The 25,469-nt window shown below is 65.2% G+C and carries 22 protein-coding genes and 2 tRNA genes; 13 read left to right on the top strand and 11 right to left on the bottom strand.

Going from position 1 to position 25,469, the window contains the following annotated elements; translation table 11 throughout:
- Positions 1 to 180 precede the first annotated feature (180 nt).
- The 3 genes from ACQCVD_RS10065 to ACQCVD_RS10055 are packed head-to-tail and all read left to right on the top strand — an operon-like array spanning position 181 to position 2,593.
- Positions 181 to 1,566 (top strand): glycine--tRNA ligase, encoded by a 1,386-nt coding sequence (locus tag ACQCVD_RS10065; protein WP_426823626.1) that lies wholly within the window; start codon positions 181 to 183, stop codon positions 1,564 to 1,566.
- Positions 1,566 to 2,099 carry a hypothetical protein gene (locus tag ACQCVD_RS10060; RefSeq protein WP_426823625.1) on the top strand — a complete coding sequence of 178 codons (534 nt, stop codon included), beginning with the start codon at positions 1,566 to 1,568 and terminating at the stop codon, positions 2,097 to 2,099. Before ACQCVD_RS10065 ends, ACQCVD_RS10060 begins: the two co-directional genes overlap by 1 nt.
- Positions 2,100 to 2,110: 11 nt before the next feature.
- The gene (locus ACQCVD_RS10055; protein WP_426823624.1) at positions 2,111 to 2,593 is read left to right on the top strand and encodes a hypothetical protein; all 483 of its coding nucleotides are present in this window, start codon (positions 2,111 to 2,113) and stop codon (positions 2,591 to 2,593) included.
- Between the two features lie 51 nt (positions 2,594 to 2,644).
- Here the strand turns inward: ACQCVD_RS10055 and ACQCVD_RS10050 are convergent, their stop codons facing one another.
- Positions 2,645 to 4,747, bottom strand: coding sequence for a TPM domain-containing protein (locus ACQCVD_RS10050; protein WP_426823623.1), 2,103 nt, complete (start codon positions 4,745 to 4,747; stop codon positions 2,645 to 2,647).
- A 30-nt stretch (positions 4,748 to 4,777) separates the two neighbouring features.
- Here ACQCVD_RS10050 and ACQCVD_RS10045 point away from each other — a divergent pair, with 30 nt between their 5' ends.
- Both ACQCVD_RS10045 and ACQCVD_RS10040 read left to right on the top strand, forming a co-directional pair.
- Positions 4,778 to 5,467, top strand: a complete 690-nt coding sequence (locus tag ACQCVD_RS10045; protein WP_426823622.1) for a YdcF family protein — start codon at positions 4,778 to 4,780, stop codon at positions 5,465 to 5,467.
- A gap of 54 nt (positions 5,468 to 5,521) precedes the next feature.
- Positions 5,522 to 6,814 (top strand): deoxyguanosinetriphosphate triphosphohydrolase, encoded by a 1,293-nt coding sequence (locus ACQCVD_RS10040; protein ID WP_426823621.1) that lies wholly within the window; start codon positions 5,522 to 5,524, stop codon positions 6,812 to 6,814.
- A 39-nt stretch (positions 6,815 to 6,853) separates the two neighbouring features.
- On the opposite strand, the gene ACQCVD_RS10035 is transcribed toward ACQCVD_RS10040, so the two are convergent.
- A complete protein-coding gene (locus tag ACQCVD_RS10035; RefSeq protein ID WP_426823620.1) occupies positions 6,854 to 7,096 on the bottom strand; it encodes a hypothetical protein in 243 nt (80 codons plus the stop codon).
- Positions 7,086 to 7,586 carry a ribonuclease domain-containing protein gene (locus ACQCVD_RS10030; protein WP_426823619.1) on the bottom strand — a complete coding sequence of 167 codons (501 nt, stop codon included), beginning with the start codon at positions 7,584 to 7,586 and terminating at the stop codon, positions 7,086 to 7,088. The genes ACQCVD_RS10035 and ACQCVD_RS10030 overlap by 11 nt, the downstream gene beginning before the upstream one ends.
- A gap of 222 nt (positions 7,587 to 7,808) precedes the next feature.
- Between ACQCVD_RS10030 and ACQCVD_RS10025 the strand changes: the two genes are divergently transcribed.
- Entirely contained in the window at positions 7,809 to 8,969 is a 1,161-nt protein-coding gene (locus ACQCVD_RS10025; RefSeq protein ID WP_426823618.1) for a class II histone deacetylase, read from the top strand.
- On the opposite strand, the gene ACQCVD_RS10020 is transcribed toward ACQCVD_RS10025, so the two are convergent.
- A complete protein-coding gene (locus ACQCVD_RS10020; RefSeq protein WP_426823617.1) occupies positions 8,914 to 9,834 on the bottom strand; it encodes a helix-turn-helix transcriptional regulator in 921 nt (306 codons plus the stop codon). The two genes, ACQCVD_RS10025 and ACQCVD_RS10020, sit on opposite strands and share 56 nt — an antisense overlap.
- Before the next feature lie 315 nt (positions 9,835 to 10,149).
- On the opposite strand from ACQCVD_RS10020, the gene dnaG reads away from it, so the two are divergent.
- Positions 10,150 to 12,054, top strand: a complete 1,905-nt coding sequence (dnaG, locus tag ACQCVD_RS10015) for a DNA primase (protein ID WP_426823706.1) — start codon at positions 10,150 to 10,152, stop codon at positions 12,052 to 12,054.
- A 30-nt stretch (positions 12,055 to 12,084) separates the two neighbouring features.
- Here the strand turns inward: dnaG and ACQCVD_RS10010 are convergent, their stop codons facing one another.
- Together ACQCVD_RS10010 and ACQCVD_RS10005 are read right to left on the bottom strand one after the other, a co-directional pair.
- Complete coding sequence (locus tag ACQCVD_RS10010; RefSeq protein WP_426823616.1) at positions 12,085 to 12,345, bottom strand: hypothetical protein; 261 nt, start codon at positions 12,343 to 12,345, stop codon at positions 12,085 to 12,087.
- Positions 12,346 to 12,482: 137 nt separating this feature from the next.
- Positions 12,483 to 14,297, bottom strand: a complete 1,815-nt coding sequence (locus tag ACQCVD_RS10005; RefSeq protein ID WP_426823615.1) for a glycoside hydrolase family 15 protein — start codon at positions 14,295 to 14,297, stop codon at positions 12,483 to 12,485.
- A 124-nt stretch (positions 14,298 to 14,421) separates the two neighbouring features.
- Between ACQCVD_RS10005 and ACQCVD_RS10000 the strand changes: the two genes are divergently transcribed.
- Complete coding sequence (locus ACQCVD_RS10000) at positions 14,422 to 15,756, top strand: glucose-6-phosphate dehydrogenase (protein ID WP_426823614.1); 1,335 nt, start codon at positions 14,422 to 14,424, stop codon at positions 15,754 to 15,756.
- Positions 15,757 to 15,835: 79 nt separating this feature from the next.
- On the opposite strand, the gene ACQCVD_RS09995 is transcribed toward ACQCVD_RS10000, so the two are convergent.
- Positions 15,836 to 15,909 (bottom strand) — tRNA-Ile (locus ACQCVD_RS09995).
- A 306-nt stretch (positions 15,910 to 16,215) separates the two neighbouring features.
- On the opposite strand from ACQCVD_RS09995, the gene ACQCVD_RS09990 reads away from it, so the two are divergent.
- The 4 genes from ACQCVD_RS09990 (at position 16,216) to ACQCVD_RS09975 (ending at position 19,020) form a co-directional block, all read left to right on the top strand.
- Positions 16,216 to 16,288: transfer RNA gene (locus tag ACQCVD_RS09990), tRNA-Asn, on the top strand.
- Positions 16,289 to 16,450: 162 nt separating this feature from the next.
- Positions 16,451 to 17,227: a trimeric intracellular cation channel family protein gene (locus ACQCVD_RS09985; protein ID WP_426823613.1), complete on the top strand. Its 777-nt coding sequence runs from the start codon at positions 16,451 to 16,453 to the stop codon at positions 17,225 to 17,227.
- 88 nt (positions 17,228 to 17,315) lie between these two features.
- Positions 17,316 to 18,125, top strand: coding sequence for a serine hydrolase domain-containing protein (locus tag ACQCVD_RS09980; protein ID WP_426823612.1), 810 nt, complete (start codon positions 17,316 to 17,318; stop codon positions 18,123 to 18,125).
- A gap of 430 nt (positions 18,126 to 18,555) precedes the next feature.
- Positions 18,556 to 19,020: a hypothetical protein gene (locus ACQCVD_RS09975; RefSeq protein ID WP_426823611.1), complete on the top strand. Its 465-nt coding sequence runs from the start codon at positions 18,556 to 18,558 to the stop codon at positions 19,018 to 19,020.
- A 101-nt stretch (positions 19,021 to 19,121) separates the two neighbouring features.
- Here the strand turns inward: ACQCVD_RS09975 and ACQCVD_RS09970 are convergent, their stop codons facing one another.
- Together ACQCVD_RS09970 and ACQCVD_RS09965 are read right to left on the bottom strand one after the other, a co-directional pair.
- Positions 19,122 to 19,931 carry an HAD-IIA family hydrolase gene (locus ACQCVD_RS09970; RefSeq protein ID WP_426823610.1) on the bottom strand — a complete coding sequence of 270 codons (810 nt, stop codon included), beginning with the start codon at positions 19,929 to 19,931 and terminating at the stop codon, positions 19,122 to 19,124.
- Positions 19,932 to 19,977: 46 nt separating this feature from the next.
- Positions 19,978 to 20,265, bottom strand: coding sequence for an acyl carrier protein (locus ACQCVD_RS09965; protein WP_426823609.1), 288 nt, complete (start codon positions 20,263 to 20,265; stop codon positions 19,978 to 19,980).
- 85 nt (positions 20,266 to 20,350) lie between these two features.
- Between ACQCVD_RS09965 and ACQCVD_RS09960 the strand changes: the two genes are divergently transcribed.
- On the top strand, positions 20,351 to 21,433 hold the full coding sequence (locus tag ACQCVD_RS09960) for an alpha/beta fold hydrolase (RefSeq protein ID WP_426823705.1): 1,083 nt from the start codon (positions 20,351 to 20,353) through the stop codon (positions 21,431 to 21,433).
- Here the strand turns inward: ACQCVD_RS09960 and ACQCVD_RS09955 are convergent.
- Positions 21,384 to 22,139 (bottom strand): DUF1707 domain-containing protein, encoded by a 756-nt coding sequence (locus ACQCVD_RS09955; protein ID WP_426823608.1) that lies wholly within the window; start codon positions 22,137 to 22,139, stop codon positions 21,384 to 21,386. The genes ACQCVD_RS09960 and ACQCVD_RS09955 overlap by 50 nt on opposite strands.
- 139 nt (positions 22,140 to 22,278) lie before the next feature.
- Complete coding sequence (gene aceE / locus ACQCVD_RS09950; protein WP_426823607.1) at positions 22,279 to 25,017, bottom strand: pyruvate dehydrogenase (acetyl-transferring), homodimeric type; 2,739 nt, start codon at positions 25,015 to 25,017, stop codon at positions 22,279 to 22,281.
- Between the last annotated feature and the right edge of the window lie 452 nt (positions 25,018 to 25,469).

The raw sequence follows: 25,469 nt of genomic DNA, 5'->3' as shown, positions 1-25,469 counted from the left end.
CGTAGTTGCGGTATATCGGGCAGTGGGGGCTAGTGCACGGATTATTCCTGAGACGCTACACTGGGCGGGAACCTTCGGTTGTGGAAAGGTCGGGTTTCGGGCTCTTCTTCGGGACCCCTTCTTTCCGTGCAACGACCGAACGTCCCATCATGTTCCGACACCCGAGGAGAACCAGTTCCCATGGCGAAGCAATCCGTCATCGATACCGTTGTCAACCTGTGCAAGCGGCGCGGCTTGGTGTACCCCGGCGGTGAGATCTACGGCGGAACCCGCTCTTCCTGGGATTACGGTCCGCTCGGTGTCGAGCTGAAGGAGAACATCAAGAAGCAGTGGTGGCGGACCATGGTGCAGCAGCGCGATGACGTTGTCGGTGTGGACACCTCTGTCATCCTGCCGCGTCAGGTCTGGGTGACTTCCGGCCATGTCGAGGTTTTCAGTGACCCGCTGGTGGAGTCCCTGCACACCCACAGGCGCTACCGCGCCGACCACCTGCTTGAGGCCTACGAGGACAAGCACGGCCACCCGCCGGCCAACGGTCTGGCCGACATCAACGACCCGGAGACCGGACAGCCCGGCAACTGGACCGAGCCGAAGGCCTTCTCCGGCCTGCTCAAGACTTTCCTGGGACCCGTGGACGATGAGGAGGGGTTGCACTACCTGCGCCCTGAAACCGCCCAGGGCATCTTCGTCAACTTCAAGAACGTGATGAACTCCTCCCGGATGAAGCCGCCGTTCGGCATCGCCAACATCGGCAAGTCCTTCCGCAACGAGATCACGCCCGGCAACTTCATCTTCCGCACCCGTGAATTCGAGCAGATGGAGATGGAATTCTTCGTCAAGCCGGGAGAGGACGAGGACTGGCACCAGTACTGGATTGACACCCGTCACCAGTGGTACATCAACCTCGGCGTCAATCCGGAGAACCTGCGCCTCTACGAGCACCCGCAGGAGAAGCTGTCCCACTACTCCAAGCGGACGGTGGACATCGAGTACGCCTTCAACTTCTCGGGCAGCAAATGGGGAGAGCTCGAGGGCGTGGCCAACCGCACGGACTATGACCTGCGCGTGCACTCGGAAGGCTCCGGAGAGGACCTCAGCTTCTTCGACCAGGAGTCGGGGGAGCGCTGGATCCCGTACTGCATCGAGCCCGCCGCCGGTCTCGGCCGCGCCCTGATGGTCTTCCTGATCGACGCCTACCATGAAGACGAGGCGCCGAACGCCAAGGGCGGTGTGGACAAGCGCGTCGTGCTCAAGCTCGACCGTCGTCTCGCCCCCGTCAAGGTGGCTGTCCTGCCGCTGTCGAAGAAGCCGGAGCTGTCCGAACCCGCCAAGAAGCTCGCCGCCGGGCTCCGTGAGTTCTGGAACGTTGACTTCGACACCTCCGGTGCGATCGGTCGCCGCTACCGCCGCCAGGACGAGATCGGCACCCCGTTCTGCATCACCTACGACTTCGACTCCCTCGAGGACAATGCGGTGACTGTTCGTGAGCGCGACACCATGGAGCAGGTGCGTGTGCCGCTGAACGAGCTGCAGGGCTACCTCGCCCAGCGACTGATCGGCTGCTGATGCATTACACCTCCTGGGGACCACGGGAAAAGACGGGCGGGGAGACCCGTATCCCGCTGTTGATCGAAGGTGGCCCGGAAGAACTCGGGGTCTTCAGTGAGGCTGCGCCGGAGGGCACCGCCGCGATCGCGGGCCAGATCTGGCAGCTGCACGTGGACCCTGCCGAAGGTGTCCGCGCAACGCTCCCCGACGGCACGTCCTACCAAGCCTCCGGTAATTTCGGCAGGGACAAGAAGATCGAGGTCTCCCTCGGCGGGCGGACCTTCGTCTTCGTCAACGAGGCCCGCACCGACTGGATCGTCGATGACGCCGAGGGCCGGAAAGTGGGTCAGTTCTCCGGGGGGAACAACGGCGTGCGTCGCTCCATCCTGGAGTTCGAACCCGGCGTGGAACTCAGCGACGCAGAGGTCGCCGGTCTGAGCTGGATGGTACGCCTCGTCCTGGAGTCCCGACTGGGCACTTCCAGCCGCACACTGTTGTGGACCCTGCTCCTGTTCACCGTGGCCGGCATCATCGCTGCCTTCACAGCATAGGATCACGGGACATGGGAGAGGAGCGAGCGGGCATCTTCACCGACCCAAGTTCCGGGAAATGGGTGTGGGAGGGAAATCAGCTCTTCGATCAGCTGGGAACGATGATCGCGGAGGTCCGCACCGATGTCATCTATGTCGGCCAGGAGCGTCTGCTCGTGGAGTACAGTCCAGGCCCGTTCCGTTTCCGGGCCCGGGCAACCAGCGCTAACGGGGACGTGTTCACCCTGTCCCAGGCCGGTTATACCGTCAACAAACTGGAGGCGGACTGCGCAGGGCGCCGCTACGTCCTGGAACGGATCTCCATGTGGCGCAAGGAACGCCGGATCCGGACCGCGGGCGGCAAACAGGCCGCGGTCGTGCGCCCGATGGTTTCGGGCAAGGTCGAGGTCAGTGACGACCCGGCGGACGAGCAGTTACCCACCGTCGACGCGGTGTTCCTGACCTGGGGTTGCGTGCTGGTTGATTCCCCGGTACGCCGTCCTCGCCTGGCCTGAGCCCCCTGGGCCGGCCCCCGCCGTCTTCCGGGGAAGATCGCAGGGAGAGTGTCAGAAACGACCGCCGAAGCCGCTCCCGCCGCCTCCGAAGCCACCACCGAAACCGCCGCCACCGCCCCCTCCGAAGCCACCGCCTCCGAAGCCACCGCCGCGGCCGCCGCTGGAGAGCAGGCTGTTGATCACCATGCCGGCGACGAATGCCCCCGTGCCACTTCCGCCGCTGCGGTTGTGGCGGTTCCGGTAGGTCTCGATATCCGCCTGGGCCTGTTTGAAGGCCCGCCCGGCCACAGCCGCCGCCCGCCGCGCGTGGTCGATGGCTGCCCGGGTGTCGGAGATCCGGTGCTGGAGCGCCATCGCCTGCAGTCGCTTGGCCTCCGCCAGATGGGTGCGTGCCTGGGAACCCACCACCCGGCCGCGGGAGGAGATGAGGTCCTCCGCCGACTGGATCTGGGTCTTGGCGGAATGGAGCTGCTGGTCGAGAAGCTGCAGGAGCCGTTGCTGATCCGCAGCCGTGGCGCGCAGGGTGTCCAGCTGTTCGTCGAGCTCGGCATCGATGTCACTGAGGGCGGCGTAGGTACCGAGCGGGTCCCGCTCGCCGTCACGCCGTGCCGCCTGTACGAGGCTGGTGGCGCGGGAGACGACGTCGTCGACCGTGTCCCAGTCCGCCTGCACCCCCTGGGCTCCCCCGCGCTGCCGGAACTGTCCGGCCTCCCGGGCCTCGTCCTCCACCTCCGCGATCAGGGAGTCCAGACCGGTGCGGGCGGAACGGATGTTCTCATCCGCGTGCTCGATGGCCAGCAGCTGCCGGTTGGCCACCTCCACGGCATGTTCGGCGTCACGGATAGTATCGATCAGCCCGCCCTGTTGGCCGGCCGGACGATGCTGCAGTTCCCGGCCCGTGTCCAGTAACTTCTCCGCCTCCGAGAGACTCACGGCGGCCACTTCAGTGTTTTCGGCGATGGTGCTGAGCACCTCCGCGGAATATTGCTCGTGGAGCTGCTGGAGCACGGTGTCCGCCTGCGGCAGCCGGGAACGCAGGTCCACGGTCTGTTGGGTGATCTCGTCGAGCTTGGACTCAGCGTTGACCAGGAGGTTGCGCAATTCGGCGAAGTTGGCGGCTTCCGCGTCCAGGGCATCATCCGCCTGACCGCAGGTGGAGACGATTTCCACGAGCATTCCGCGGCGTTCCGCATCAGATTCCGGGACCGAGTCATTGAGTCGCTGCTGCAGCTGGAAAGCCCGCTGCAGGGTGGTGGTGGAGTGATTCATCGCGCGGGTGAAGGACCGGGTGCGGTCCGGTCCGAACTCCGCTACGGCCAGGTCGAGCTCCTCCCGGCCGCGCCGGATGGACTCGTCGGTGGACACCAGCTCCTCATTGGCCAGCTCCTCCAGCGTGTGCATCGGCAACTTCATCAGCTGGCGGGTGTCTCCCGGCGCAATGCCCCGGGAATCGGCGAGCAGGGCCGCATCCTGCTTCTTCCGTCGGCTGCGGGTGTAGGCCCAGATACCGCCACCGGCAGCGACAGCCACCGCCACACCGCCGCCGAGCCACGCCACCGACTCCCCCGAGACAGTGCCGGCACTCGTCGCCTCCTCAACCACCGCGAAGGCCGAGCCGCCCAGGTTGCCGGCCGCCAGCTCAGATTGGGCGGCGTTGTACATGGACTCCAGCTCGGAGGTGTCCCACTCACTCCCACCCCACAAACCGACGGCGGAGTCATCGGTGGCCACGGCGTAGACCGCCACGTTGCCGCCACCGTTGACCTGCACCGCCTGTTTCGCCCACCGTTCGCCGTCCATGCCGTTGAAGGTGGGCTGGAACACCACGAAGATGACCCGCTGGGTGTCCATCTGGAACTGGTTGATGGCCTCCTCAAGCTGGTGCTTGTCGGTGGCGTCGAGGACTCCGGACTGGTCCACCACGCGTTCGCTGTAGTAGGTCGGCGCCTGGGCGAGCACCTGCCCCCGGTCCGCTGCAGACGAGTGCGCCGTAGCCGCCGCCACACCGGTCGCACCGACGAGCGCGGGGCTGAGCAGCGTTACCGAGAGGGCTGCCGCGAACGAAGCGGCCCCGACGACCGTCCGGCGCCTGCGGGACGGCAGAGTCGCGGACGTGTCCGGGTGGTCGGGGTGTTCGGATGACGAGGTTCTCATGACAGCCAGATTACTGACTCACCTGGCACAATGTCAGTCGTGCGTCTCCCACTCCTCCTCGCGCTGGTACTTGGCCCGCCCCTGCTCAGTCTCCTGCGGATTCTCAGCCGTTCCGGCACCCCCGACACACCTGTCCCGGCCGGTCAGGTGCTGGTGCTCGGCACCGCGCAGTACGACGGCCGCCCGTCCCGCCAGCTCGCCGCCCGCCTGGATCATGCGGTGACCAGAGCCACCCAGCTTCCCGACGCCCGAATCATCACCGTCGGCGGGAGCCTCCCGGGTGACCGCTTCACCGAGGCCGGGGTCGGTCGCACCTATCTCATCGAACGCGGCATCGCGGAGCACCGCATGATTGCGGTACCCGACGGGTCCGACACCCGCGGATCCGTGACAGCGATGGTGAACCGGGTGCCCGGTGCGACCGAAGAGCACACCCTGGTGATCACCGACCCGCTGCACTCCCGTCGCGCCGAACTCATCGTCCGGCAGGAAGGTGTGCCGGCGACTGCGGACCCCACCCCCAGCTCGCCGACGCGTTTCCCCGACCGGGCCTGGGGGCTGGCACTCAGCCACGAGGTCGGCGGTCTACTCGTCGTCGACCTCTACCGTGCTCTCGGCCGCAGAGCGGCGGATATGGTGGAGGAGAGACTTCGACTGGTGCAGGGGTGGCTGCGGCCGTCGCGCCGCGCCCGCCACGAGCAGTTGCGGCGCGACCGCTGACGCCGTCCCGTTCCAGCCGACAACCCCGCAGCCAGAGGAAACCGATCACCGCCGATGTACCAGTACAGCCCAGCCGATTCCGCCCGCCGCTTCGAGGAGACCCCGAAGGGCAGTGAACTCCAGCGTTCGCAGGCGGACCACCGCAGCGCGTTCTCACGGGACCGGGCCCGGGTACTGCATTCGGCGGCGCTGCGACGCTTGGCGGACAAGACCCAGGTGGTCGGTCCCCGCGACGGTGACACCCCACGGACCCGCCTGACCCACTCCCTCGAGGTGGCCCAGATCTCCCGCGGGTTGGGCGCCGGCCTCGGACTCGACCCGGATCTGGCCGAGCTGGCGGGGCTGTGCCACGACATCGGCCACCCGCCCTACGGCCACAACGGGGAGACGGCGCTGAACCAGGTGGCCGCGGACTGCGGGGGGTTTGAGGGCAACGCCCAGACCCTGCGGATCCTGACCCGACTCGAACCGAAGATCGTCTCCCCGGAAGGGGAGAGCTTCGGTCTGAACCTGACCCGTGCCGCCCTGGACGCAGCATGCAAGTACCCGCGTACCAAGACCAACCCCGATGGCAGCCACAACACCAAATACGGCGCCTACGACGAGGACCGGGAACTGCTGGAGTGGTTGCGCGCCGGTCATGCTGACCAACAGCCTTCGATGGAGGCCCAGGTGATGGACTGGTGCGATGACATCGCCTACTCCGTCCATGACGTCGAGGACGGCATCGTCTCCGGCCGCGTCGACCTCGGTGTCCTGTGGGATCTGGTGGAACTGGCGGCGCTCGCGGAAAAGGGGGCCAGAGCCTTCGGCGGCGATCCTACGGAGCTGATCGACGCCGCCGGTGGGCTGCGGGACCTGGCGGTGGTCAACGCCGCCGCGGATTTCGATGGTTCCCTGCGCGGCTACGCGGGACTGAAGCGCATGACCTCGGAACTGGTCGGCCGGTATGTGGGCGCGACCATCGGGGCAACCGGCAGGACTGCCGGGCAGACACCGGAGGACGGTGGAGAGTTGCTCGGCCGTGCCCACGGCCGACTGATGGTGCCGGAACAGGCTTTGGCGGAGGTGACCCTGCTCAAGACCATCGCCGTGCTCTACGTGATGGACGACCCGGGGCACATCGCCCGGCAGGATCGGCAGCGCGACCGAATTTTTCGGGTGTTCGACTATCTCATGCTAGGGGCCCCGGGGTCTCTGGACCCGATGTTCCGTGGCTGGTGGGAGGAAGCCGACTCCGAGGCCGCCCGCCAACGGGTCATCGTGGACCAGTTGGCCTCCATGACGGAGTCCCGGCTGGAACGCCTGGCCCGGCACTCAGCCGGGATCTCCAGCTTCCTGGCCTGATGAGGGCCGGAGACCGGAGAGCCGGGCCACCTGCCCGCCTCAGCGGTGCAGTGTGATTCCGAGATCCGCGAAGACCGTCAGGACCGCGGACGTGTCCTCCTCCGTCAGCCCCCAGCCGGCGCAGAGCACCTTTTCCACGTGGTATTCACGCAACAGGTCCGCCATGCCGTCCAGGTTGGTCGGGGCCGGCCGGTGGCTTCCGTAGGTGTTGGCCGCCAGGGCCCGGTAGAGGTCGGCGCGGCTGCGCAGCTGACCGGTGATGAGAACGGGGTTATGCAGCATCGGGGATCTCGCAGAAGGATTCATAGTGGTCGTCGGTGTAGTACCAGACGTCGGGATCGGATTCGGTGCCTCCACCGGTGACGATGCGGCGCGCCCCACGGTGGTCCAGTCCCGGGGTCTCGACGGTGTACTCGCGGTAGAAGCCGGCGTGCTCAGCGGGGAGTAGTCCCTCATAGTTGCCGAAGCGGGTGCCGTCGTTGTCCGGGTAATCGAAGGGGCCGTCTGAGCGGATGTCACTGACCACGTCACCGGCCTGGTCAGGCAACGCGTGCAGGGGACAGGAACTGGTTTCCTCCGCCGCGGGTTCAGTGGAAGAGACCGCGGAACCGGAGGCGGAGGCGTCGCGGGTATCACTCCCGCCGATGTCCGTGCCGAACCCGAACCAGGCAGCCAGCACCGCGATGATCAGCACTGCCACGGAGCCGAGGGTCCAGCCGGTCTTCCGGGAGCCCCGCGCCGGGGAACCTGACTGGTTGTCTTCGCCTGACATACGGGGAGTCTCTCATGAACCCACGAAATTTATGAAAACGATAGGTGGGTGATCGTCGGCGGAATTCCCCGGAAAGCGCGAAGGAGGTACTGTAACTCCGTCTGAAAGTATTTTGTGTCCGAATGTAGGTGAAAATACGGATATGTCTTGCAGGCCGAACGGACTAGGATGACTGGAAATGTGGGCTCTGAAGTGAGTCCGTGCGAAAGGGGAGACTGAATCATGGTCAGGAGATTGGTCGGGTACGTCTGGGACACGCTCTACGGATGGGTACCTGCCGGAGACGATGAGATCGCCCCCGTGATGCCGGGGAGCCGCGCTCATTTTCTGGGGCACCAGGCTGCGCATGCGGAGCTGAAACGTCAGCTGCATGAGGCCATCCAGCTTTCCGCCATTGCGTCGCACCTGCATCCGCTGGTGGCCGAACCGGCGCAACGCCCGGAAATTCTGCGGGTTCACTCGGAGGAGCACGTGGAGTGGGTCCGCACCCGTTCCACCTCGAACTCCCAGCGCTCCCGTGAAGAGGGCTACACCTCCCACTACCAGGGAAACTACGATATTGCGCTGCGTGCGGCCGGCGGTGCCATCTCGGCGACCCGGGCAGTGCTGGATGACGAGGTCGACACCGCGTACGCGTTGATCAACCCGCCGGGTCACCATGCCTCCCGCGACAACTCCGAGGCCTACTGCCTGTTCAACAACGTCTCGGTGGCGGCCGCGTTCGCACGTGAATCCCGGGGCATCTCCCGGGTGGCGATCGTCGATCTCGATGTCCACCACGGTAACGGCACCCAGAGCATCTGGTGGGACAACCCGGAGGTGTTGACCATCTCCATCCATCAGGAACGCTGTTTCCCGGCTGATTCAGGGTTCCGTGAGGAGCGCGGCAGCGGGGAAGGGTTCGGCGCCAACCTGAACATTCCGCTGCCTGCCGGCAGCGGAAATGCCGCGTATGAAAACACCATCGCTGAGGTCGTGCTGCCCGCCCTGGAAGCCTTTGATCCGGAGCTGATCCTGGTCGCCTGCGGCTTCGATGCCGCGATCCTGGACCCCTATGGCCGGATGATGGTCACCAAGCAGGGGTTCCGGACGATGACCCGTCAGCTGCTGGAAGCCGCTGACCGCTACTGTGACGGCAACATCGTCTTCATTCAGGAAGGCGGCCACAGTGTGAACTACATGCCGGCGTGTGGGTTGGGCGTACTGGAGGAGATGACCGGTGTGGAGGCCGGGGTGGATGACACCTTCCTCGAGAGCCTGGAGAATCAGGTCGTCAACGAGATCTATGATCACCAGCGCGAGGCGATCGGGGCAGCCGCAGAGTTGATCAGGGATGTGCCGGCACCGGCGACGGTCCCGGTTTCGCCCGGACGATCTGGCTGAGTGGCGCCCACTGCGGGTGGGGGACATAAATCCCCTGCCCGATGGCGATGACCGCCGCCTCCAGCCGGTTGCCGGCCCCGAGCTTCCGGCGCACCTTGTTGATGTGGGACTGGACGGTTCGGGGACTGATGACCAGGCGTTCCGCGATGTCCGCGTCACTGGAACCGCAGCACAACACGCTCAGGACCTGCAGTTCCTGACGTGTGAGCCGGTGCGTGTCGGCGGATGTGGCAGTCCGGACACTGAAGTTTCCGCCGCGGTGGATGCTCACCATCACCGGGGTGCGGCCCACCCACCAGAGATGCTCCAGGTGCATCCGGTGGCAGGCCCGGAAACTATGCAGATGACCGATGAAATCGGGATCGGCGTTCAGCTGATCGTGGAGACACAGGTCCGTGTTCCCGGCTGTGCCGCCACCCGGTAGGACGGGCGGTGTGGTGCTCGTCAGCTGACTGAAGAGCCCGGCGACCGCGTGGCCGATACGCCGCGGCTCACCCTGGAACGCGTTCTCCGCATGACTGGCGAAGTGGATCACGCCGTGGGGGATGCCGTTGTGGTAGAGCTCCAGGGCCATCACGTCGGCGTAGCCCTCGGTCGCCAGGTACTCGCGGTACGGCACAGAGTCGGTGAACTCCCCGGCGAATTCAGACGTGGAGAGCGTGGGGGACAGGGTGCCACGGGAGGTGGATTCCGCCGGCTGGTTCCGTGGGAACTGGTGGGCCAGGGCGTGGGCGGTGGCACTTGAGAAGCCGGAGCGGTACAGCTCCTCCGGAGGATTCTCACCCCGGAACCGCAGCAACTGAACTGCATCAAAGGGGATGACATCAGCGAGGTGAAAGAACGTGTCATCCAGGTTGCCGCTCAACACTTCTCCTCTAGGGGTCCGAACCCGGTGAAAACCCTGGTTGCCGAGGGCCCCGGAACAGTTTTGTAGTCGATGTCAGATTCTAGCCCAGGTGGTGCAGAAACCACGGAGCCAGCCCCGTCGTCCGGCCGGCGGCACAGGCCGTGAGCACGGCGAAAACCGGCGGGGAAGGGGATGAGCCGCCCCATAGACCGCCCGGGAGACCGCGGCGGAGCCAGCCTGGACAGGTCGACGGTGCCGGGGCCGAAAAATCGACGTGGCGGCACGGAACCGGCGGGGTTTGACCCCTCAGCTAAAGTTGTGGGCATGGCTGCGATGGGTAGAGGACGGATTCCGGAAAGTGATATTCAGGCGATCCGGGAGCGTACCCCGATCGAGGAGATTGTCGGCGATTATGTCCAGCTCAAACCCGCGGGTGCGGATTCCCTGAAGGGACTGTCCCCGTTCAAGGATGAGCGCACCCCGTCCTTCCACGTCCGCCCCAACCGCGGTTATTTCCACTGCTTCTCCAGCGGGGAGGGCGGTGACGTCTACAGCTTCCTGATGAAGATGGAGCACATCTCCTTCCCGGAGGCGGTGGAGGTCTGTGCCGAGAAGATCGGTTACCAGATCAACTACCAGGGCGGGGGAACCGGACGCCGGGAGGAACCCGGTACCCGGCAGCGACTGATCGCGGCGAACAAGGCCGCGCACGCCTTCTACCGGGAGCAGCTGGAGACGCCGCAGGCAGCCAAGGCGCGGGAGTTTCTGATGGCCCGGGGCTTCTCCGTGGATCATGCGCACCAGTTCGAGTGCGGGTATGCCCCGGAAGGCTGGGACACCCTGACCAAGCACCTGCTGCGCAAGGGCTTCGATTTCAAGGAGCTGGAGGCAGCGGGACTGTCGAGCATGGGGCGTCGTGGGCCCATCGACAAATTCCACCGTCGCCTGCTCTGGCCCATCAAGAACCTCTCGGGGGACGTCATCGGCTTCGGGGCCCGCAAGCTCTTCGATGACGATAAAATGGGCAAGTACATGAACACGCAGGACACCCTGCTCTACAACAAGTCGAAGGTGCTCTTCGGCCTGGACACGGCGAAGAAAGACATCGCCCGCGGCCATCAGGCCGTGGTGGTGGAGGGCTACACGGACGTGATGGCCATGCACGCAGCCGGAGTGACCACCGCCGTCGCCTCCTGTGGCACCGCCTTCGGCTCCGACCACCTGCAGACGCTGCGGCGGTTGATGCTGGACGACAACTACTTCCGGGGCGAACTGATCTACACCTTCGACGGTGACGAAGCCGGCCAGAAGGCGGCGATGCGGGCCTTTGAGGGGGACCAGAAGTTCACCGGGCAGTCTTTCGTGGCCGCGGCCCCGGAAGGGATGGACCCCTGTGATCTCCGACTGGCCAAGGGCGACGCCGCCGTCCGGGACCTGGTGGCCTCGCGGGTGCCGATGTTTGAGTTCGTCATCCGGGCGATGCTCGCCGACTATCCGTTGGACACGGTGGAGGGTAGGTTGCAGGCGCTGCGGCGGACCGTTCCCGTGGTGGCCGGAATCCGGGACCGGGTCCTGCAGGGGGAGTATGCCCGCCTGCTGTCCGGCTGGGTCGGCTGGGACGATCCCGGCGAGGTGCTCCAGCAGGTCCGGGACGAGGCGCGGAAGCCGAAGAAGGTGGAGAAGCAGCCGCTCCGCGCCAAGCGTTTCGGGTCCGACCAATCCCAGCCGGTGCGGGACGAGGCACCTGCGCTGGTCCTGCCCAACAGCCGGGACCCCAGACTGTGGCCCGAACGCGAGAGCCTGAAGATCGCGCTGCAGTATCCGGAGCTGGCGGGCAGCTACTTCGACGGCCTGGCGGAGGACACCTTCACCCATGAGGCGTACCGGACCATCAAACAGGCCATTGCCAGAGCTGGTGGCTGCGAGAGGGCTTATGAGGGAGTGGACTGGCTGTCCGCTGTCGCTGAGGCCATGCCGGATCTCGTGGGCAGGTCCCTGGTCAGCGAACTGGTGGTGGAGGAGCTGCCGATCGATGCGGAGAACCTGAACGGGTATGTGGACAGTGTGCTCTCCAAGCTGCAGGAGGCACGGGTGGGAAATCAGATCGCCCAGCTCAAAGGTCAACTACAGCGGATGCGCCCCTCAGATGATGAGCTGGCCTACAATTCGCTGTTCGCGGACCTGGTGGCCCTGGAACAGGCCCGCCGTGAACTCAACGACCGGGCCCTGCGGGGCTGATCCGGAACGGTCCGGCGCCGTTCTGAGCGGCTAGTCTGCATCCGGTTCCAGGATCGTGGTTTCCGGGTCATCTCCCACCCGGCCATCCCGGCGGAGGTTCTTGACCTCCTTCATCCGCGGTTGCGGATCCAGTCGGTCGGCCAGTGCCTTCCGGGTGGCGTTGACCGCGGACTTGGTCACCGGGGAATTGACCGCGGTCTCGTAGCCCTTCTTGATCTGTTCGAAGCGCTTGCGTCCGGCTTTGGTGCCGAAGACGTATCCTGCGGCGGCGCCGATGACGAACTGGATCATGGTAGGTGGCCACTCCCTCTCTCTGGTCGGTTCGGCACCTACTCTACCGCAGGCGTGGCCCCTGCCCGGAAGCCCGCGGTGGCCCGGCGCTGCGGGCGGACGGGGCGCCACGTGGCAGGGGCGCCCGGACAGGGCAGTCAGCCCTGGGCCTTGCCCGGGTGATTGATGGCGTAGGCGGCGCGGATGAGACCGAGGTGCGAGAAGGCCTGCGGAAAGTTGCCGGCCAGGCGGCCATGCCGGGTTGAGTACTCCTCGGCCAGCAGGCCCAGATCGGTACTGACTTCCAGTACCGCGTCCATGAGTGTCTTCGCGTCGGCCAGACGGCCGGAATGAGCGTACTGCTCGATCAGCCAGAACGTGCAGAGCAGGAACGGGTACTCGTCGCCGGACAATCCGTCGGTGCTCGTGCGCGGACGATAACGGTGCACGAAGCCTGCGTCATCCACCAGCTGTTCCTCGATGCGGGCGACGGTGCCGAGCATCCGGGGGTCGTCGTAGGCCACGAAGCCGATCTGGGCGAGCTGCAGCAGGGAGGCATCCACCTCCGTGTTGTCGTAGGTCTGGGTGAAACTGTTGAGCTCAGGGTTGAAGCCGTGTTCCAGGATCTCTTCGCACAGGGTCTGCCGCAGCGTGCGCCAACGGTCGACGGGCCCGGCCAGGCCGTGCTCCTCCACTGCCCGTACCCCGCGATCGAAGGCCGCCCACATCATCGCCCGGCCGTGGGTGAAATGGTGTGGGTCGCCCCGCATCTCCCAGATGCCCTGATCCTTGTCCGTGAACCGGGACTCCTGGAATTTCAGGATGGCCTTCTGCAGGTTCCAGGAGGTCTCCCCGTCACCGATCCCCGTGGCCCGCAGCCGCTCCAGGGACACCATGACTTCGCCGACGACGTCAGCCTGGTACTGGTTCGCCGCCCCGTTACCGACGCGTACCGGCCGGGAGCCCTCATAGCCGGACAGGTGGGGCAGTTCGATCTCCGGCAGATGGCGTTCACCGCTGAGGCCGTACATGATCCGGAGTTGATCGGGATCACCGGCAATCGCCCGCAGCAGCCAGTCCCGCCAGGCGAGGGCACGACGATCGAAGCCGTTTTCCAGCAGCACCTCGATGACCATCGCCGAATCACGCAACCAGGTGTAGCGGTAGTCCCAGTTGCGGATGCCACCGAAATCCTCGGGCAGCGAGGTGGTGGGAGCGGCGACCATCCCACCGGTGGAGGAGTGGGTCAGCGCCCGCAACACGAGCAGGGAGCGCCGGACCACGTCCGTGTACGCGCCCTGTCCCGAGAACCGTCCGATCCACTCCCGCCAGAAGTCCGCGGTGTCCCGCAGGGCATCGGAACGGTCGGGCAGGGGCGGGTGCTCCAGATGGGAGGGGGTCCAGGTCAGGACCCAGCGGGTGCTGTCGCCGGCATGTAGCCGTTGCCGCCCGATGTGACAGCCGTGTTCGGCGTCCGGCATCAGCAGCGGGCCCCGCACGTACACGGCATTGGGGCCCGCGATGGCGCGCAGCTCCTGGGTGCCGTCGACCTCCCGGCAGGTGACGAAGGGGGTGGAGGCGCCGTAGTCGAACCGCAGCCGCATCACATTGTGAATCTCGACCTCGCCCTCCAGGCACTCGACAATCCGCATCAGATCGGTGATCACGTGCTGCCGCACCTGGCTACCGGTGACGTCCATCGGCATGAAGTCGGTGACTTTCGCCCGACCGGTGGGTGATTCCCAGATTGTTTCAGTGATGAACGTGTCCGGGAGGTAATGGCGGTCAACAACTTTCCCGCCCAGTACCTCAAGGAGCCAATGCCCGTCGTAGGCGTCGCCGAGCAGGGCGGAGAAGGCTGCCTGGGAGTCAAAGCGCGGCAGGCACAACCAGTCGATGCTGCCGTTCCGGGACACCAGTGCTGCGGTGTGCGTGTCGGACAGCAGGGCATAGTCTTCGAGCGGCGTGGACATGGTTTCCTCCGCAGGTCGGGCGGCAACTTCCGCAGGTTCGTGATGGACCAGGATCATTCCGCATCCAGCCTAGGCAAAAGTCGGGGCAGCGACACCGGCCCGCAGACATTGCTAGCGTGAGGACATGAACGCAGCACCAGCTGACCAGCCGTCCGTGACCTTCTACGTTCTCGGGGGGTCGGGTGACCTTGCCCGGCGTCTGCTCATTCCCGGTCTCGCCGGGTACCTCCGGGAGTATCCCGGTTCCCGCGTCACGCTGGTGGGTGCCGGACGCTCCGAGGTCGAGGATTATGCCGGGGTGGTGCGGGACAGCCTGGCGGCTGCGGGGTTCGAGGGTGAGGTGGTGGAACAGCTGGCGTCGTCCGCGAGTTACCTGGTCACCGATGCCACAGACAGCGCCGATCTCCAGCAGCTCCTCGATTCCGCCGAGCCCGGGGAACGGTCCGTGCTCTATTTCGCGCTGTCACCGGCAATCACCACCGCTGCCGTGGAGGGGCTGGACAAGGTGGAGCTGCCCGATGACATCATCCTGGCCATGGAGAAGCCGTTCGGTGAGGATGCGGCCGGGGCCAGAGAGCTCAACGAGAAGTTGCTGCAGATCACCGATGAGGAACACATCTTCCGCATCGACCACTTCAATTACGAGAGCGCGGTGTCGAACCTGACCGGCCTGGTCGGGGCCAACGCCTTGTTCTCAGCGGGCTGGCATCGCGGGGACATCGAGGCGGTGGAGGTCATCTACGATGAGTCCCTCGCGCTGGAGGGGCGGGCCGAGTTCTACGACAACAACGGGGCCGTGCGCGACATGCTCCAGTCCCACCTGCTGCAGGTGATGGCCCACACCCTGGCAGCCGGCGCAGAGGACACCACCGCCGATATTCTCGCCGCCACCATCATTGATCCGGGCTCGGTGCGGCGGGCGCGCTATACGGCGGGAGAAATTCACGGTCGTCGGCTGCCCGCCTACGCCGACGAGGAGGGGGTGGATCCGCAACGGGACACCGAGACCCTTTTCCAGGTCACCGCGACAGTGGACACCGAACGTTGGGCCGGGGTGCCGGTGACGCTGCGTTCCGGAAAAGCGATCGGAGATCCGCGCCAGGAGATCGCGGTGACTTATCGACGCCGCGGGCACGCCGATGAGCTCCAGGTCACCCCGGGTACCCGGCTGGTCTTCCCGTTCTCCGATGAAGTTGCCGTGGACGTCAATGTCTCCGACCACGGTTACCGCCACAACCTGCAGCGGGTGACCCTGCAGGCCACGCTGGTGCCCTCCCGGCTCAGTCCCTACGGCCGGGTGGTCCGTGCAATTCTGTCTGGCAGGGCCACCACCGAGGTCGCGCCCGAAGCGCCGGAGCGGTCCTGGGAGATCATCGAGCCCGTACTCCGCGCTTTCGCTGAAGACAGTGTGCCGCTCGAGGAGTACCCGGCAGGGTCGCAGGGCCCTGCGGACTGGTAGCCGTCAACCACTCGAATCTGCCGCGGGCGGTGGAGGAAGAAAACACCCACCGTCGTTGTGGGACGGTGGGTGAGATTCGTGGGGCCAGCGGGGCTCGAACCCGCGACCAGCGGATTATGAGTCCGCGGCTCTAACCGACTGAGCTATAGCCCCTTTACCGTGATTTGGTAACCAGGTCATCATATCTGCTCCGCGGCGGCCTGATGTCGTTACCCCCTTGCTAGGCACCAGGGGTCGGCGTGGGCCTGCCCGTCGGCTGTCGGGGTGGTGTCCTGCACCCAGACATGGCAGGGGACACGTTAATCCGGAACCCACCCGATCGGCCACCGGCGGCCGCGACCATTCCAGCAGTCATCAGTTGGGTCTCTGACCTGGCGATTTGCCCGCTCTGCCCGACTGGCTATATAGTTACATCTCGTTGCCGGGGAGAGCGCAGGAACGCTTAACCGGATGACATGATCCCCTATAGCTCAGTTGGCAGAGCATTCGACTGTTAATCGAAAGGTCACTGGTTCGAGCCCAGTTGGGGGAGCAGATGGAACCCCGTGAGCGCAGGAGCGCTCACGGGGTTCCGGCGTACCCAGGACACTGTGGCTCCCGACCCCGCCTCCCGGAGTGGCCTGGGGAGGCGGGGCGTCGGCAAGCACCGGGGTAACTGATGGCCCGCCCCGGCGGATCTCCTTACACTTTGGACATGCCTGAAGTTGATCCGGAGATCCTCGCCATCTACCAGATATCCGACCTGATCGGAGTGATGCTCAACGGTATTATCGGCGGCACCATCGCACGGCAGCGCAACTACGACATCATCGGCTTTTTGTTTCTGGCGCTGTTCTCCGCGCTCGGTGGCGGAATGCTGCGAGACACCCTCATTCAGGAGGGGACACCGGCCGCGATCGTGGATCCCTCCTATCTGGCGCTCGCCTTCACCGGCGCGATGATCGCCCTGGTGGTCAACTTCAAGGGGCGGGCCTGGGAGCTGTTCAAGGTGCACGGTGATGCGATCATCCTCGGTGTATGGTCCGTGACCGGGTGTGTGAAGGCCCTGAACTTTGAACTGCCGTGGCTCGCAGCCATCTTCATGGGCGTGTTGACGGCTATCGGCGGAGGGATGATCCGCGATGTGGTCACCGGAGATGTACCGCAGGTCTTCGGGGGCGGACCCCTATATGCGATTCCAGCGGTGCTGTCCTCGGTGGTCATGGTCGGGTTCCACGCCATCGGCCATGATGCTGTGGGGATGATCGTCTCGCCGCTCCTGGGAATCGCGCTGGCGGTACTCAGCTACTGGAAGGGCTGGGTGTTCCCGACTGCTGTGGATTGGGCGCCGGTGAACATGACCGCGGCCCAATTGTCCGCGGCACTGCGCCGGGCGGAAGGGAAAGGCCGGCGGCTCGGACGGAAATCCGAGCGGGAGAACCACCCCGATGACCCTGACGACGCCGGGAACACCGGGGACCACCGCGATTGACCATAGGCACTATCAACGGCTGCGGCCGTCATGGAACGGAAGCTGCTGTCAGACGTGCGGGATCGGTGACGTGGATACGATGGGCCTCATGAGTGCACTGGATAAGGTGAAGGACTGGCCCGTGGAGAACGTGGCGGCGGTGCTGTTGAACGGTGGGGAAACCACCACCACCGGCGACACCTCCCGGGTCTTCGAGTTGGCGAGTGTGACCAAGCTGCTGGCGGCGTACGGCTTCCTGCTCGCTGTGGAGGAGGGCGTGTTCGAGCTGGATTCTCCGCTGGGGCCCGAAGGATCCACGGTCCGGCATCTGCTCGCTCACGCCTCGGGCGTGGGAATGTCGAGCCGGGAACCGGAGAAGGGTGTCGGGGAGCGGCGCATCTATTCCTCCGCCGGCTTCGAGATCCTCGCTGATGAGGTGGCGGATGAGGCCGGCATGAGCTTCGCGGAGTATCTCGACCTGGCGGTGTTCCAGCCGTTGGGGATGGCCGATACCGAGCTCTATGGCTCGGCCGGACATGAAGCCCGTTCCACCGCAGCCGACCTGGCCACATTTGCACGGGAGGTGCTGGACCCGCAGCTGCTTCACCCGGACACGCTCGCAGATGCTCTCAGCGTGCAGTTCCCGGATCTGCGGGGTGTGGTCCCCGGATACGGCATGCAGCGGCCGTGCCCCTGGGGGCTGGGCTTTGAGATCCGCGGCGAGAAGTCGCCGCACTGGACGGGAGCCTCCATGCCGGAGGACATCGTGGGTCATTTCGGTCAGGCCGGCACCTACCTCTGGGTGCACCGGCCCACGCACCGGGCGATGGTGGCGCTGACGGACCGGAACTTCGGCAGCTGGGCGAAGCCGCTCTGGGCGGAGACCAACGACGAAATCTGGCGGGAAGTGGCGGGCTAGGAGCGGTGACCCGCGCCTGCCGCCGGTTCACCGATTTTTCTTGCGACACTCCCGCGTTTTGCCCTCACCCTCAGGTAATTGACAGGTTATGGTGAGTCATCTGCAGGTTTCTCCCCACCTTCCAGCGGTTGCCCCGGCGCATCAGTGTGCGTGTGGGAGGTGGGGGAGCGGGCGACTCATAGGTTTTCATGATCCCGGCGGGTAACACAGGTTCAACCTCTACTTGAAAGTCAATAAACGGGGGGTCAAGTAGAACTTGAGGGTTGGCGGCGGGTGCAACCGTGGCCGAAACTTGCGTGTGCAACGTCGTCAGTTTGACGCACACGCGAGGCCGTTGGGGAAGACGAACCTCGTCTTGCATCATCTATGCCGGTTCTGCCGCAGTCAGGGCCGTGGTGGGTGATGTTCCGTGCTGCCGAAGGACACCGACATGACGATCAACACGCTTTCCGTGCTCGCTCCCACCCGTCAGCCGGCTGACCTGTCACCGGCTGATCCGCAGTGGGAGAACCCGAGCATGCCCCATACGTCCCGCGTGGTAGATAACCAGGCGTACTCTTCAAAGCCCACATTCTCCGGCTACCCCGTTGCTGCGACAGAACAGGCGCAGACAGCGGTTCTGACCATCCGTAACCTGCCGCGCCGACTACGCTCGAACGTCGAGTCGGCGATGGTGGTGTGCATCCCCAGCCCCTCTGAACTCTTCATGACAGATGCCGATCCGCTCACGGCCAACTGGTGCACCAGCTGGTACCGGTCGTCATTCTCCAGCGGCCAGATCGACTGCAGGGAGACGATCACCGGCACTGAACGCGAACTCGGGCACCTGCGTGACATGCTCGGCAGCATGGCACGGGAGCACGACTTTGATGCCTCGGTGCGCATAATCCTATAAGTCATTCCCGGTCAGTGTTCCACTGACCGCCACTCAGCGGCCCCACCGACGATGCGTCAGGGAGGGGTCCTATTTGTTGGTTGCGACGCATAAGTTCCGATCTACCCGGCGGCGGGGAACGTTCCGTCTCCGAACGGATCGAGTACCCGGTCGGCAATGTCCGCGATGGAGTCCACGACCCGGGTCGGTCGGTACGGGTAGCGGGTGATCTCCGCGTCATCGGAGATGCCGGAGCGCACCAGGATCGTCTTCAGCCCCGCCTCCAGTCCGGCTTTCACGTCGGTGTCCATCCGGTCTCCGATCATGACCGTGTGCTCAGAGTGCGCGCCGATGGTGTTCAGGGCCGAGCGCATCATCACCGGGTTCGGCTTGCCCACGAAGTAGGGCTCCTTGCCGGTGGCGGTGGTGATCAGCGCTGCCACCGCGCCGGTGGCCGGAAGGATGCCGTGGGGAGCCGGGCCGGTGACGTCCGGGTTGGTGCAGATGAAACGCGCGCCCTCGTTGATCAGGTTGATGGCGGTGGTTATCGCCTCGAAAGAATAGGTGCGGGTTTCGCCCAGCACCACAAACTCAGGGTTGGTGTTGGTCAGGATCCAGCCGGCTGCGTGCAGACCTGTGGTCAGTCCCGATTCACCCACCACATAGGCGGTCCCGTTCTTTTCCTGGCTGGACAAGAAATGGGCGGTGGCGGTGGCTGAGGTCCAGATCCGCTCCGGCGGGATGTTGAGCCCAGTGGTTCGCAGCCGGGCGGCCAGGTCCCGTGGGGTGTGGATCGAGTTGTTCGTCAGCACCATATAGGGGACGCCGTGCTCTTCCAGACCGTGGAGGAAGCGTTCCGCCCCGGGAATCATCTCGCCCTCCCGGATCAGTACGCCGTCCATGTCGGTCAGGTAGGCAATGTCATGGCTCATGCCCCCATTGTGCTGCATTTCCCCGGACCGCGCGGGCCGGGGCAAGCTATTTCGCGGCAGGGGTGACGCTGCCGCCGTGGCTGTCCAGGTAGTCCAGGAGATCCCCTACCGTGGAGAAGCCGGCGACCGTGCGGTCATCGAGACGCACCCCGAAGGCGTCCTCGGTACGAATGGTGATTTCGACGAGGGCGAGGGAGTTGACCCCCAGACCGTCGATGACGTGCGCCTCCGGCACCACGGCCTCGGCGTCGACGCCCGCATAGTCCTGGAAGATCTTCGCCAGGGCGGCCAGGTTCTCCGCCCGGGTGCTCGTGCTGTTTTCACTGGTGGTCATCGCGCCTTCCTTTCGGTCGTCTCCAGCATAACGTGACACCGGAATCTGACAGGTGAGGTGGGGCGCTAACCTGTGCCACGTGTACATTTCGCGATTCCCCGGAACCAGAGCCAGGGCCTGGGCCCGTGGGCTGGTCCTACGCACCACCGGATCCGGTCGCCGGCGGCTCGCCCTGGAGCACGGTCGGCTCCATTCCCATGACCGGGAACCGGGACTGACGGACCTTGATGAAGTGGGGGTAGTCGACAGTGACGGGTTGGCCATCCACTACTACGTGGTGGGCCCACCGCCGGACGAGGCGAGTGCCACGGTGGTGTTCGCCCACGGCTTCACACTCGCCGCGGAATCCTTCTACCTGCAGGTGGAACACCTGCGTCAGCATCATCCGACGGTTCGTTCGGTACTGCTCGACCTGCGGGGGCACGGCCGGACAGGAGCGTGCTCCCCGGCGGTCTGCACCATCGACGGCCTGGGTAGGGACGTTCGCGCCGTCGTGGAGCATTGCGCGCCGATGGGTCCGCTCATTCTGGTCGGCCATTCCCTGGGAGGCCTCGCCGTCCTGGCGGCCCTGCGGCAGCTGCGCGCCGACGCCCCGGACACGCACGCCCGCATCAGCGGCGTGACGCTGGTGTCCACGAGTGTCGAGTCGCTGGCCACGCAGGGGATTCCGCAGGTGCTGGCGTCGCCGGTCGCGGACCAGATCATGGCAGGGGTGGAGGCGTCACCGAGGGATGCGCGGAAGATCCGGGAGGCGGCCGCGAAATTCCTCGCTCCCACGTTGGCCACCGCGGTTTTCAAACGCCCGACCGGCTACGACCTCATTGAGTTTCATGCTGCGATGATCCACGAGACGCCGTTGGCCTCTTTCGTCGGATTCTTCGATGACCTGCAGGAACACGACGAACTTCGGGCGGCGGAGGCGATCCGGGACAAACCCGGCTGGGTTCTGGTCGGGCAACGGGATGAAGTGACTCCCATGAGCCAATCGGACCGGCTCCTGGAGGTCTGGCCGCGGGCGTGGTCACAGGTGGCTGAGGGGGCCGGTCACATGCTGATCCTGGAGGCACCCGGCATCATCAACAACGCACTGAACCGACTGTTGGAGCGTGTCCCCGCGCCTACTCGAAGAACTTCTCCCAGAAGGTCTTCTCACCGACCGCCCGGGTGACCACTTCGATGGTGCTGCCTCGGGCGTGCCCGGTCAACACGACGCCCGGCGAACCCGGGGCCGGTGCGGAAACCTTCATCTTCGATTCGGACCAGGTCTCCTTCATCTGGTTGCTCACGCGCACGCCGGGTGGGACCACAATCTTGATGGTGGCGGCGGTGGCGCTGATGTCGAACCGGACTTCCGGGCCTGCAGCAGTGGCCTCGCGAAGATCCAGGTCCAGCGTCGCACCGTTGAGTTTGAAGGAGGTGTACTCCGGAACTAACCATTGACCGGCGCGTTTGATGGTGCCCATCGTGGAACTGAAGTGTTGGCCATTCTGCGGCGACGGTGGAGCAGGGTACATCTGGGATGCGCCGCCGGCCATCGGGGCCGGGCCGTAGGGCTGTACCGGATAGGGCGGTTGCCCGGGATACTGCTGCGGCGGATGGCCCTGCGGACCGGGCATCGGCTGCGGCGGCACATGCGGTGGCGGCTGCGGTGTCGGCGGTGCGGGCGGGGCAGGAGGAGCCCACTCTGCGGGCGGAGGCCCGATATAGCGGGCGTGGATCTGCGCGAGCACGGCGGTGTCCTCGGTTTCCAGGACAGTGTCCACCAGTTGCTGGAAAGTGTCCAGGCCGATGCGTCCGATACCGACCATGCGGGTCAATTCGGCTTGGAGGTACTCGCGGTCGCGAGGTGTGGGCTTCTTCGCGGGATTGTTCATGATTCTTCCAGTTTGCCTGAAAATCAACCCAGAGTGGAGACTTACCCGCCGGTCGGGTCAAACACCACACCCCGCCGTAACCCGAGGGCTGCGGCGGGGTGTGTCACGGCGTCGTCAAGCGACGGAGTGGCGACCGGGACTAGACTTCGGTCGGATCATCCAGGTGGTACTTCTGTGCTGCCTCATCTGCGACGGAGACGTCGAACTTACCTTCGCGGGCAAGGCCCGCGAGCACCGCGACGACCACGGACTCGGCGTCGGTGTTGAAGTAGCGGCGGGCGGCCGGACGGGTGTCGGAGAAACCGAAGCCGTCGGTGCCCAGGGTGGTGTAGTCGCCCGGCACGAGCTTGCGGATGGACTCCTGCAGGTCCGTGGCGAAGTCGGAGACGGCGACATACGGTCCGGAGACCTGCTTGAGCTGCTTCGTGGCGAAGGGCGCCTCGACCTCGGTGGCCGGATTGCGCAGCTGCTCCAGGTTCCGCGCGGCACCCTCGCGGGCCAGCTCGGTCCAGGAGGTCACGGAGAAGATGTTGGCGCGGACACCGTACTCCTCCTTGAGGATCTCCTGGGCCCGGAGAGCGGCCTGCATCCCGATGCCGGAGGCCAGGATCGAGGCCTCGTGGCCGTCGCCTTCGCCGGCGGAGTAGAGGTAGATGCCCTTGTGCAGGCCCTCCACATCCAGGTTCTCCGGTTCCGCCGGCTGATGGGTGGGCTCATTGTAGATCGTCATGTAGTAGATGACGTCCTCACCGCGCCCGGGCCCGTACATCCGGTCGATGCCCTCGCGTACCAGGTGGGCGATCTCGAAGGAGAAGGCCGGGTCATAGGAGACCACACCCGGGTTTGTGGAGGCCAGGATCGGGGAGTGGCCGTCCATGTGCTGCAGGCCCTCTCCGGTCAGCGTGGTGCGACCGGCGGTGGCACCCATGATGAAGCCACGGGTCATCTGGTCGGCGGCGGCCCACATGGAGTCACCGGTGCGCTGGAAACCGAACATGGAGTAGACGACGTAGAGCGGGATCATCGCCTTGCCGTGGGTGGCGTAGCTGGTGCCGGCGGCGATGAAGGAAGCCATCGAACCGGCCTCGCTGATGCCTTCGTGCAGGATCTGCCCGTCCTTGGCCTCGCGGTAGGACAGCATCAGATCGTGATCCACCGGCACGTAATTCTGGCCGTGCGGGTTGTAGATCTTCAGGGTCGGGAACCAGGAGTCCATGCCGAAGGTCCGGGCCTCGTCCGGGATGATCGGCACGAGCGATTCGGCGATGCCCTTGTCCCGCAACAGTTCCTTGAAGGTACGCACCATCGCCATGGTGGTGGCCACCTGCTGCTTGCCGGAGCCCTTGCGGATCACACGGAGCTTCTCGATCGGCGGCACCTCGATCGGCTGGTACTCCTCGCGGCGCTCCGGCAGGTAGCCACCGAGCTCCCTGCGGCGCTCCAGCATGTACTTGATTTCGTCGGAGCCCTCGCCGGGGTGGTAGTACGGCGGCAGGGTCGGATCCTTCTCCAGCTCTTCATCGGAGATCGGGATGTCCTGCTTGTCGCGGAACTGCTTCAGGTCCTCCAGCGTCAGCTTCTTCATCTGGTGCGTCGCGTTGCGGCCCTCGAAGTTGTGGCCGAGTCCGTAGCCCTTGATGGTGTGGGCGAGGATGACCGTCGGACGGTCCGAGGTCTCCATCGCCCGCTGGTAGGCGGCGTAGATCTTGCGGTAGTCGTGGCCACCGCGCGGCAACTTCCAGATCTCGTCGTCGGTCATGTCCTCGACGAGCTTCTTCGTACGCTCGTCCCGACCGAAGAAGTGCTCACGGACATAGGCGCCGTCGTTGGCCTTGAAGGTCTGGTAGTCACCGTCCGGGGTGGAGTTCATGACCTCGACGAGGGCACCATCCTTGTCCTTCTCAAGCAGCTCGTCCCACTCGCGGCCCCAGACGACCTTGATGACGGACCAGCCGGCGCCGCGGAAGAAGGACTCCAGCTCCTGGATGATCTGGGTGTTGCCGCGGACGGGGCCGTCGAGCCGCTGCAGGTTGCAGTTGACGACGAAGGTCAGGTTATCCAGGTTATTGAGCGCGGCCTGGTGGATCAGGCCACGGGACTCAGGCTCATCCATCTCGCCGTCACCCAGGAAGGCCCAGACATGCTGCTGGGAGGTGTCCTTGATGCCCCGGTTGTGCAGGTAGCGGTTGAAGCGCGCCTGGTAGATGGCGTCCATCGGGCCCAGCCCCATGGAGACGGTCGGGAACTCCCAGAAGTCCTTCATGCCGTGGGGGTGCGGGTAGGAGGGAATGCCACCCTGCTTCCGGGAGACTTCCTGGCGGAAGCCGTCGAGATCATCCTCGGTCAGGCGCCCCTCGAGGAAGGCACGTGCGTACATGCCGGGGGAGGCGTGGCCCTGGAAGAAGATGTGGTCGCCGCCGCCCGGGTGGTCCTTGCCGCGGAAGAAGTGGTTGAAACCGACCTCGTAGAGGGGAGCGGCGCCGGCGTAGGTGGAGATGTGCCCGCCGACCTCAATGCCGGGTCGCTGGGCACGGTGCACCATGATGGCGGCGTTCCAGCGCATCCAGCGGCGGTAGCGCTTCTCGATCTCCTCGTCACCCGGGAACTCCGGCTCCATGGATGTGGGGATGGTGTTGACGTAATCGGTGGACAGCAGCGGTGGCAGTGCTACCCGCTTGGCGGATGCCCGCTCCAGCAGCCGCAGCATCAGATAACGGGCACGCTCCTGGGTGGACTCGGCGAGCAGGCCGTCGAGGGAGTCCATCCACTCGCGGGTCTCCTCGGGATCGCTGTCATTAAGGTACGAAGCGACGCCATCGCGGATCAGCGCGAAGTTGGAGTCGTCCGTGGGCTTGCCACCGATCTTGCGGTCAGCCATTCCAAACCTCCTGTTGGATTTAGTCAAGGTTATGCCTGTCCGAGCCTGGAACCGGATACCCGGCATGATGTTTTCGTGTCCATTGAGGCCTCGGTCTCCCACGGTCCGGATCGAACATGCATGTCGCTTCAAGCATACTTCCTCGTAGCGTCCCGCGGTGGGCTCAGGGGAAGTCGCGTTCACAGCTTTTGTGAAGCTGTGTTGTTGCAGCCTTAACATGATTCACGAAACTGCCAGTCACCCGCGCGTTACAGGCGGAGATCCCGGGCGGAAATTTTGCTAAGTGTAGTCCGCGTCACGCCGTATGTGGAGGGGTGCTGAAGGGCGGTTGCTGGTGCCACGTGCAGGGCGCTGGGGGTGAAATGTCCCCACTGTGGAAGTATTTCCGCATATATCGGGTGTTTTCCCGGCCGAGCTTGTATCCTGCAGGGGTAACTGAAAATTCGTGGCCC

The organism is Corynebacterium halotolerans (genome assembly GCF_050107895.1).
In the GTDB taxonomy this organism is placed as follows: domain Bacteria; phylum Actinomycetota; class Actinomycetes; order Mycobacteriales; family Mycobacteriaceae; genus Corynebacterium; species Corynebacterium halotolerans_B.
The sequence above is the reverse complement of the archived record's forward strand: the minus strand, read 5'-3'. Positions and strand labels throughout refer to the sequence as shown.

Coding starts and splice junctions, on each gene's coding strand:
- ACQCVD_RS10065 (WP_426823626.1), top strand. CDS start 181: ATGGCGAAGCAATCCGTCATCGATACCGTTGTCAACCTGTGCAAGCGG.
- ACQCVD_RS10060 (WP_426823625.1), top strand. CDS start 1,566: ATGCATTACACCTCCTGGGGACCACGGGAAAAGACGGGCGGGGAGACC.
- ACQCVD_RS10055 (WP_426823624.1), top strand. CDS start 2,111: ATGGGAGAGGAGCGAGCGGGCATCTTCACCGACCCAAGTTCCGGGAAA.
- ACQCVD_RS10050 (WP_426823623.1), bottom strand. CDS start 4,747: ATGAGAACCTCGTCATCCGAACACCCCGACCACCCGGACACGTCCGCG.
- ACQCVD_RS10045 (WP_426823622.1), top strand. CDS start 4,778: ATGTCAGTCGTGCGTCTCCCACTCCTCCTCGCGCTGGTACTTGGCCCG.
- ACQCVD_RS10040 (WP_426823621.1), top strand. CDS start 5,522: ATGTACCAGTACAGCCCAGCCGATTCCGCCCGCCGCTTCGAGGAGACC.
- ACQCVD_RS10035 (WP_426823620.1), bottom strand. CDS start 7,096: ATGCTGCATAACCCCGTTCTCATCACCGGTCAGCTGCGCAGCCGCGCC.
- ACQCVD_RS10030 (WP_426823619.1), bottom strand. CDS start 7,586: ATGTCAGGCGAAGACAACCAGTCAGGTTCCCCGGCGCGGGGCTCCCGG.
- ACQCVD_RS10025 (WP_426823618.1), top strand. CDS start 7,809: ATGGTCAGGAGATTGGTCGGGTACGTCTGGGACACGCTCTACGGATGG.
- dnaG (WP_426823706.1), top strand. CDS start 10,150: ATGGGTAGAGGACGGATTCCGGAAAGTGATATTCAGGCGATCCGGGAG.
- ACQCVD_RS10010 (WP_426823616.1), bottom strand. CDS start 12,345: ATGATCCAGTTCGTCATCGGCGCCGCCGCAGGATACGTCTTCGGCACC.
- ACQCVD_RS10005 (WP_426823615.1), bottom strand. CDS start 14,297: ATGTCCACGCCGCTCGAAGACTATGCCCTGCTGTCCGACACGCACACC.
- ACQCVD_RS10000 (WP_426823614.1), top strand. CDS start 14,422: ATGAACGCAGCACCAGCTGACCAGCCGTCCGTGACCTTCTACGTTCTC.
- ACQCVD_RS09985 (WP_426823613.1), top strand. CDS start 16,451: ATGCCTGAAGTTGATCCGGAGATCCTCGCCATCTACCAGATATCCGAC.
- ACQCVD_RS09980 (WP_426823612.1), top strand. CDS start 17,316: ATGAGTGCACTGGATAAGGTGAAGGACTGGCCCGTGGAGAACGTGGCG.
- ACQCVD_RS09975 (WP_426823611.1), top strand. CDS start 18,556: ATGACGATCAACACGCTTTCCGTGCTCGCTCCCACCCGTCAGCCGGCT.
- ACQCVD_RS09970 (WP_426823610.1), bottom strand. CDS start 19,931: ATGAGCCATGACATTGCCTACCTGACCGACATGGACGGCGTACTGATC.
- ACQCVD_RS09965 (WP_426823609.1), bottom strand. CDS start 20,265: ATGACCACCAGTGAAAACAGCACGAGCACCCGGGCGGAGAACCTGGCC.
- ACQCVD_RS09955 (WP_426823608.1), bottom strand. CDS start 22,139: ATGAACAATCCCGCGAAGAAGCCCACACCTCGCGACCGCGAGTACCTC.
- aceE (WP_426823607.1), bottom strand. CDS start 25,017: ATGGCTGACCGCAAGATCGGTGGCAAGCCCACGGACGACTCCAACTTC.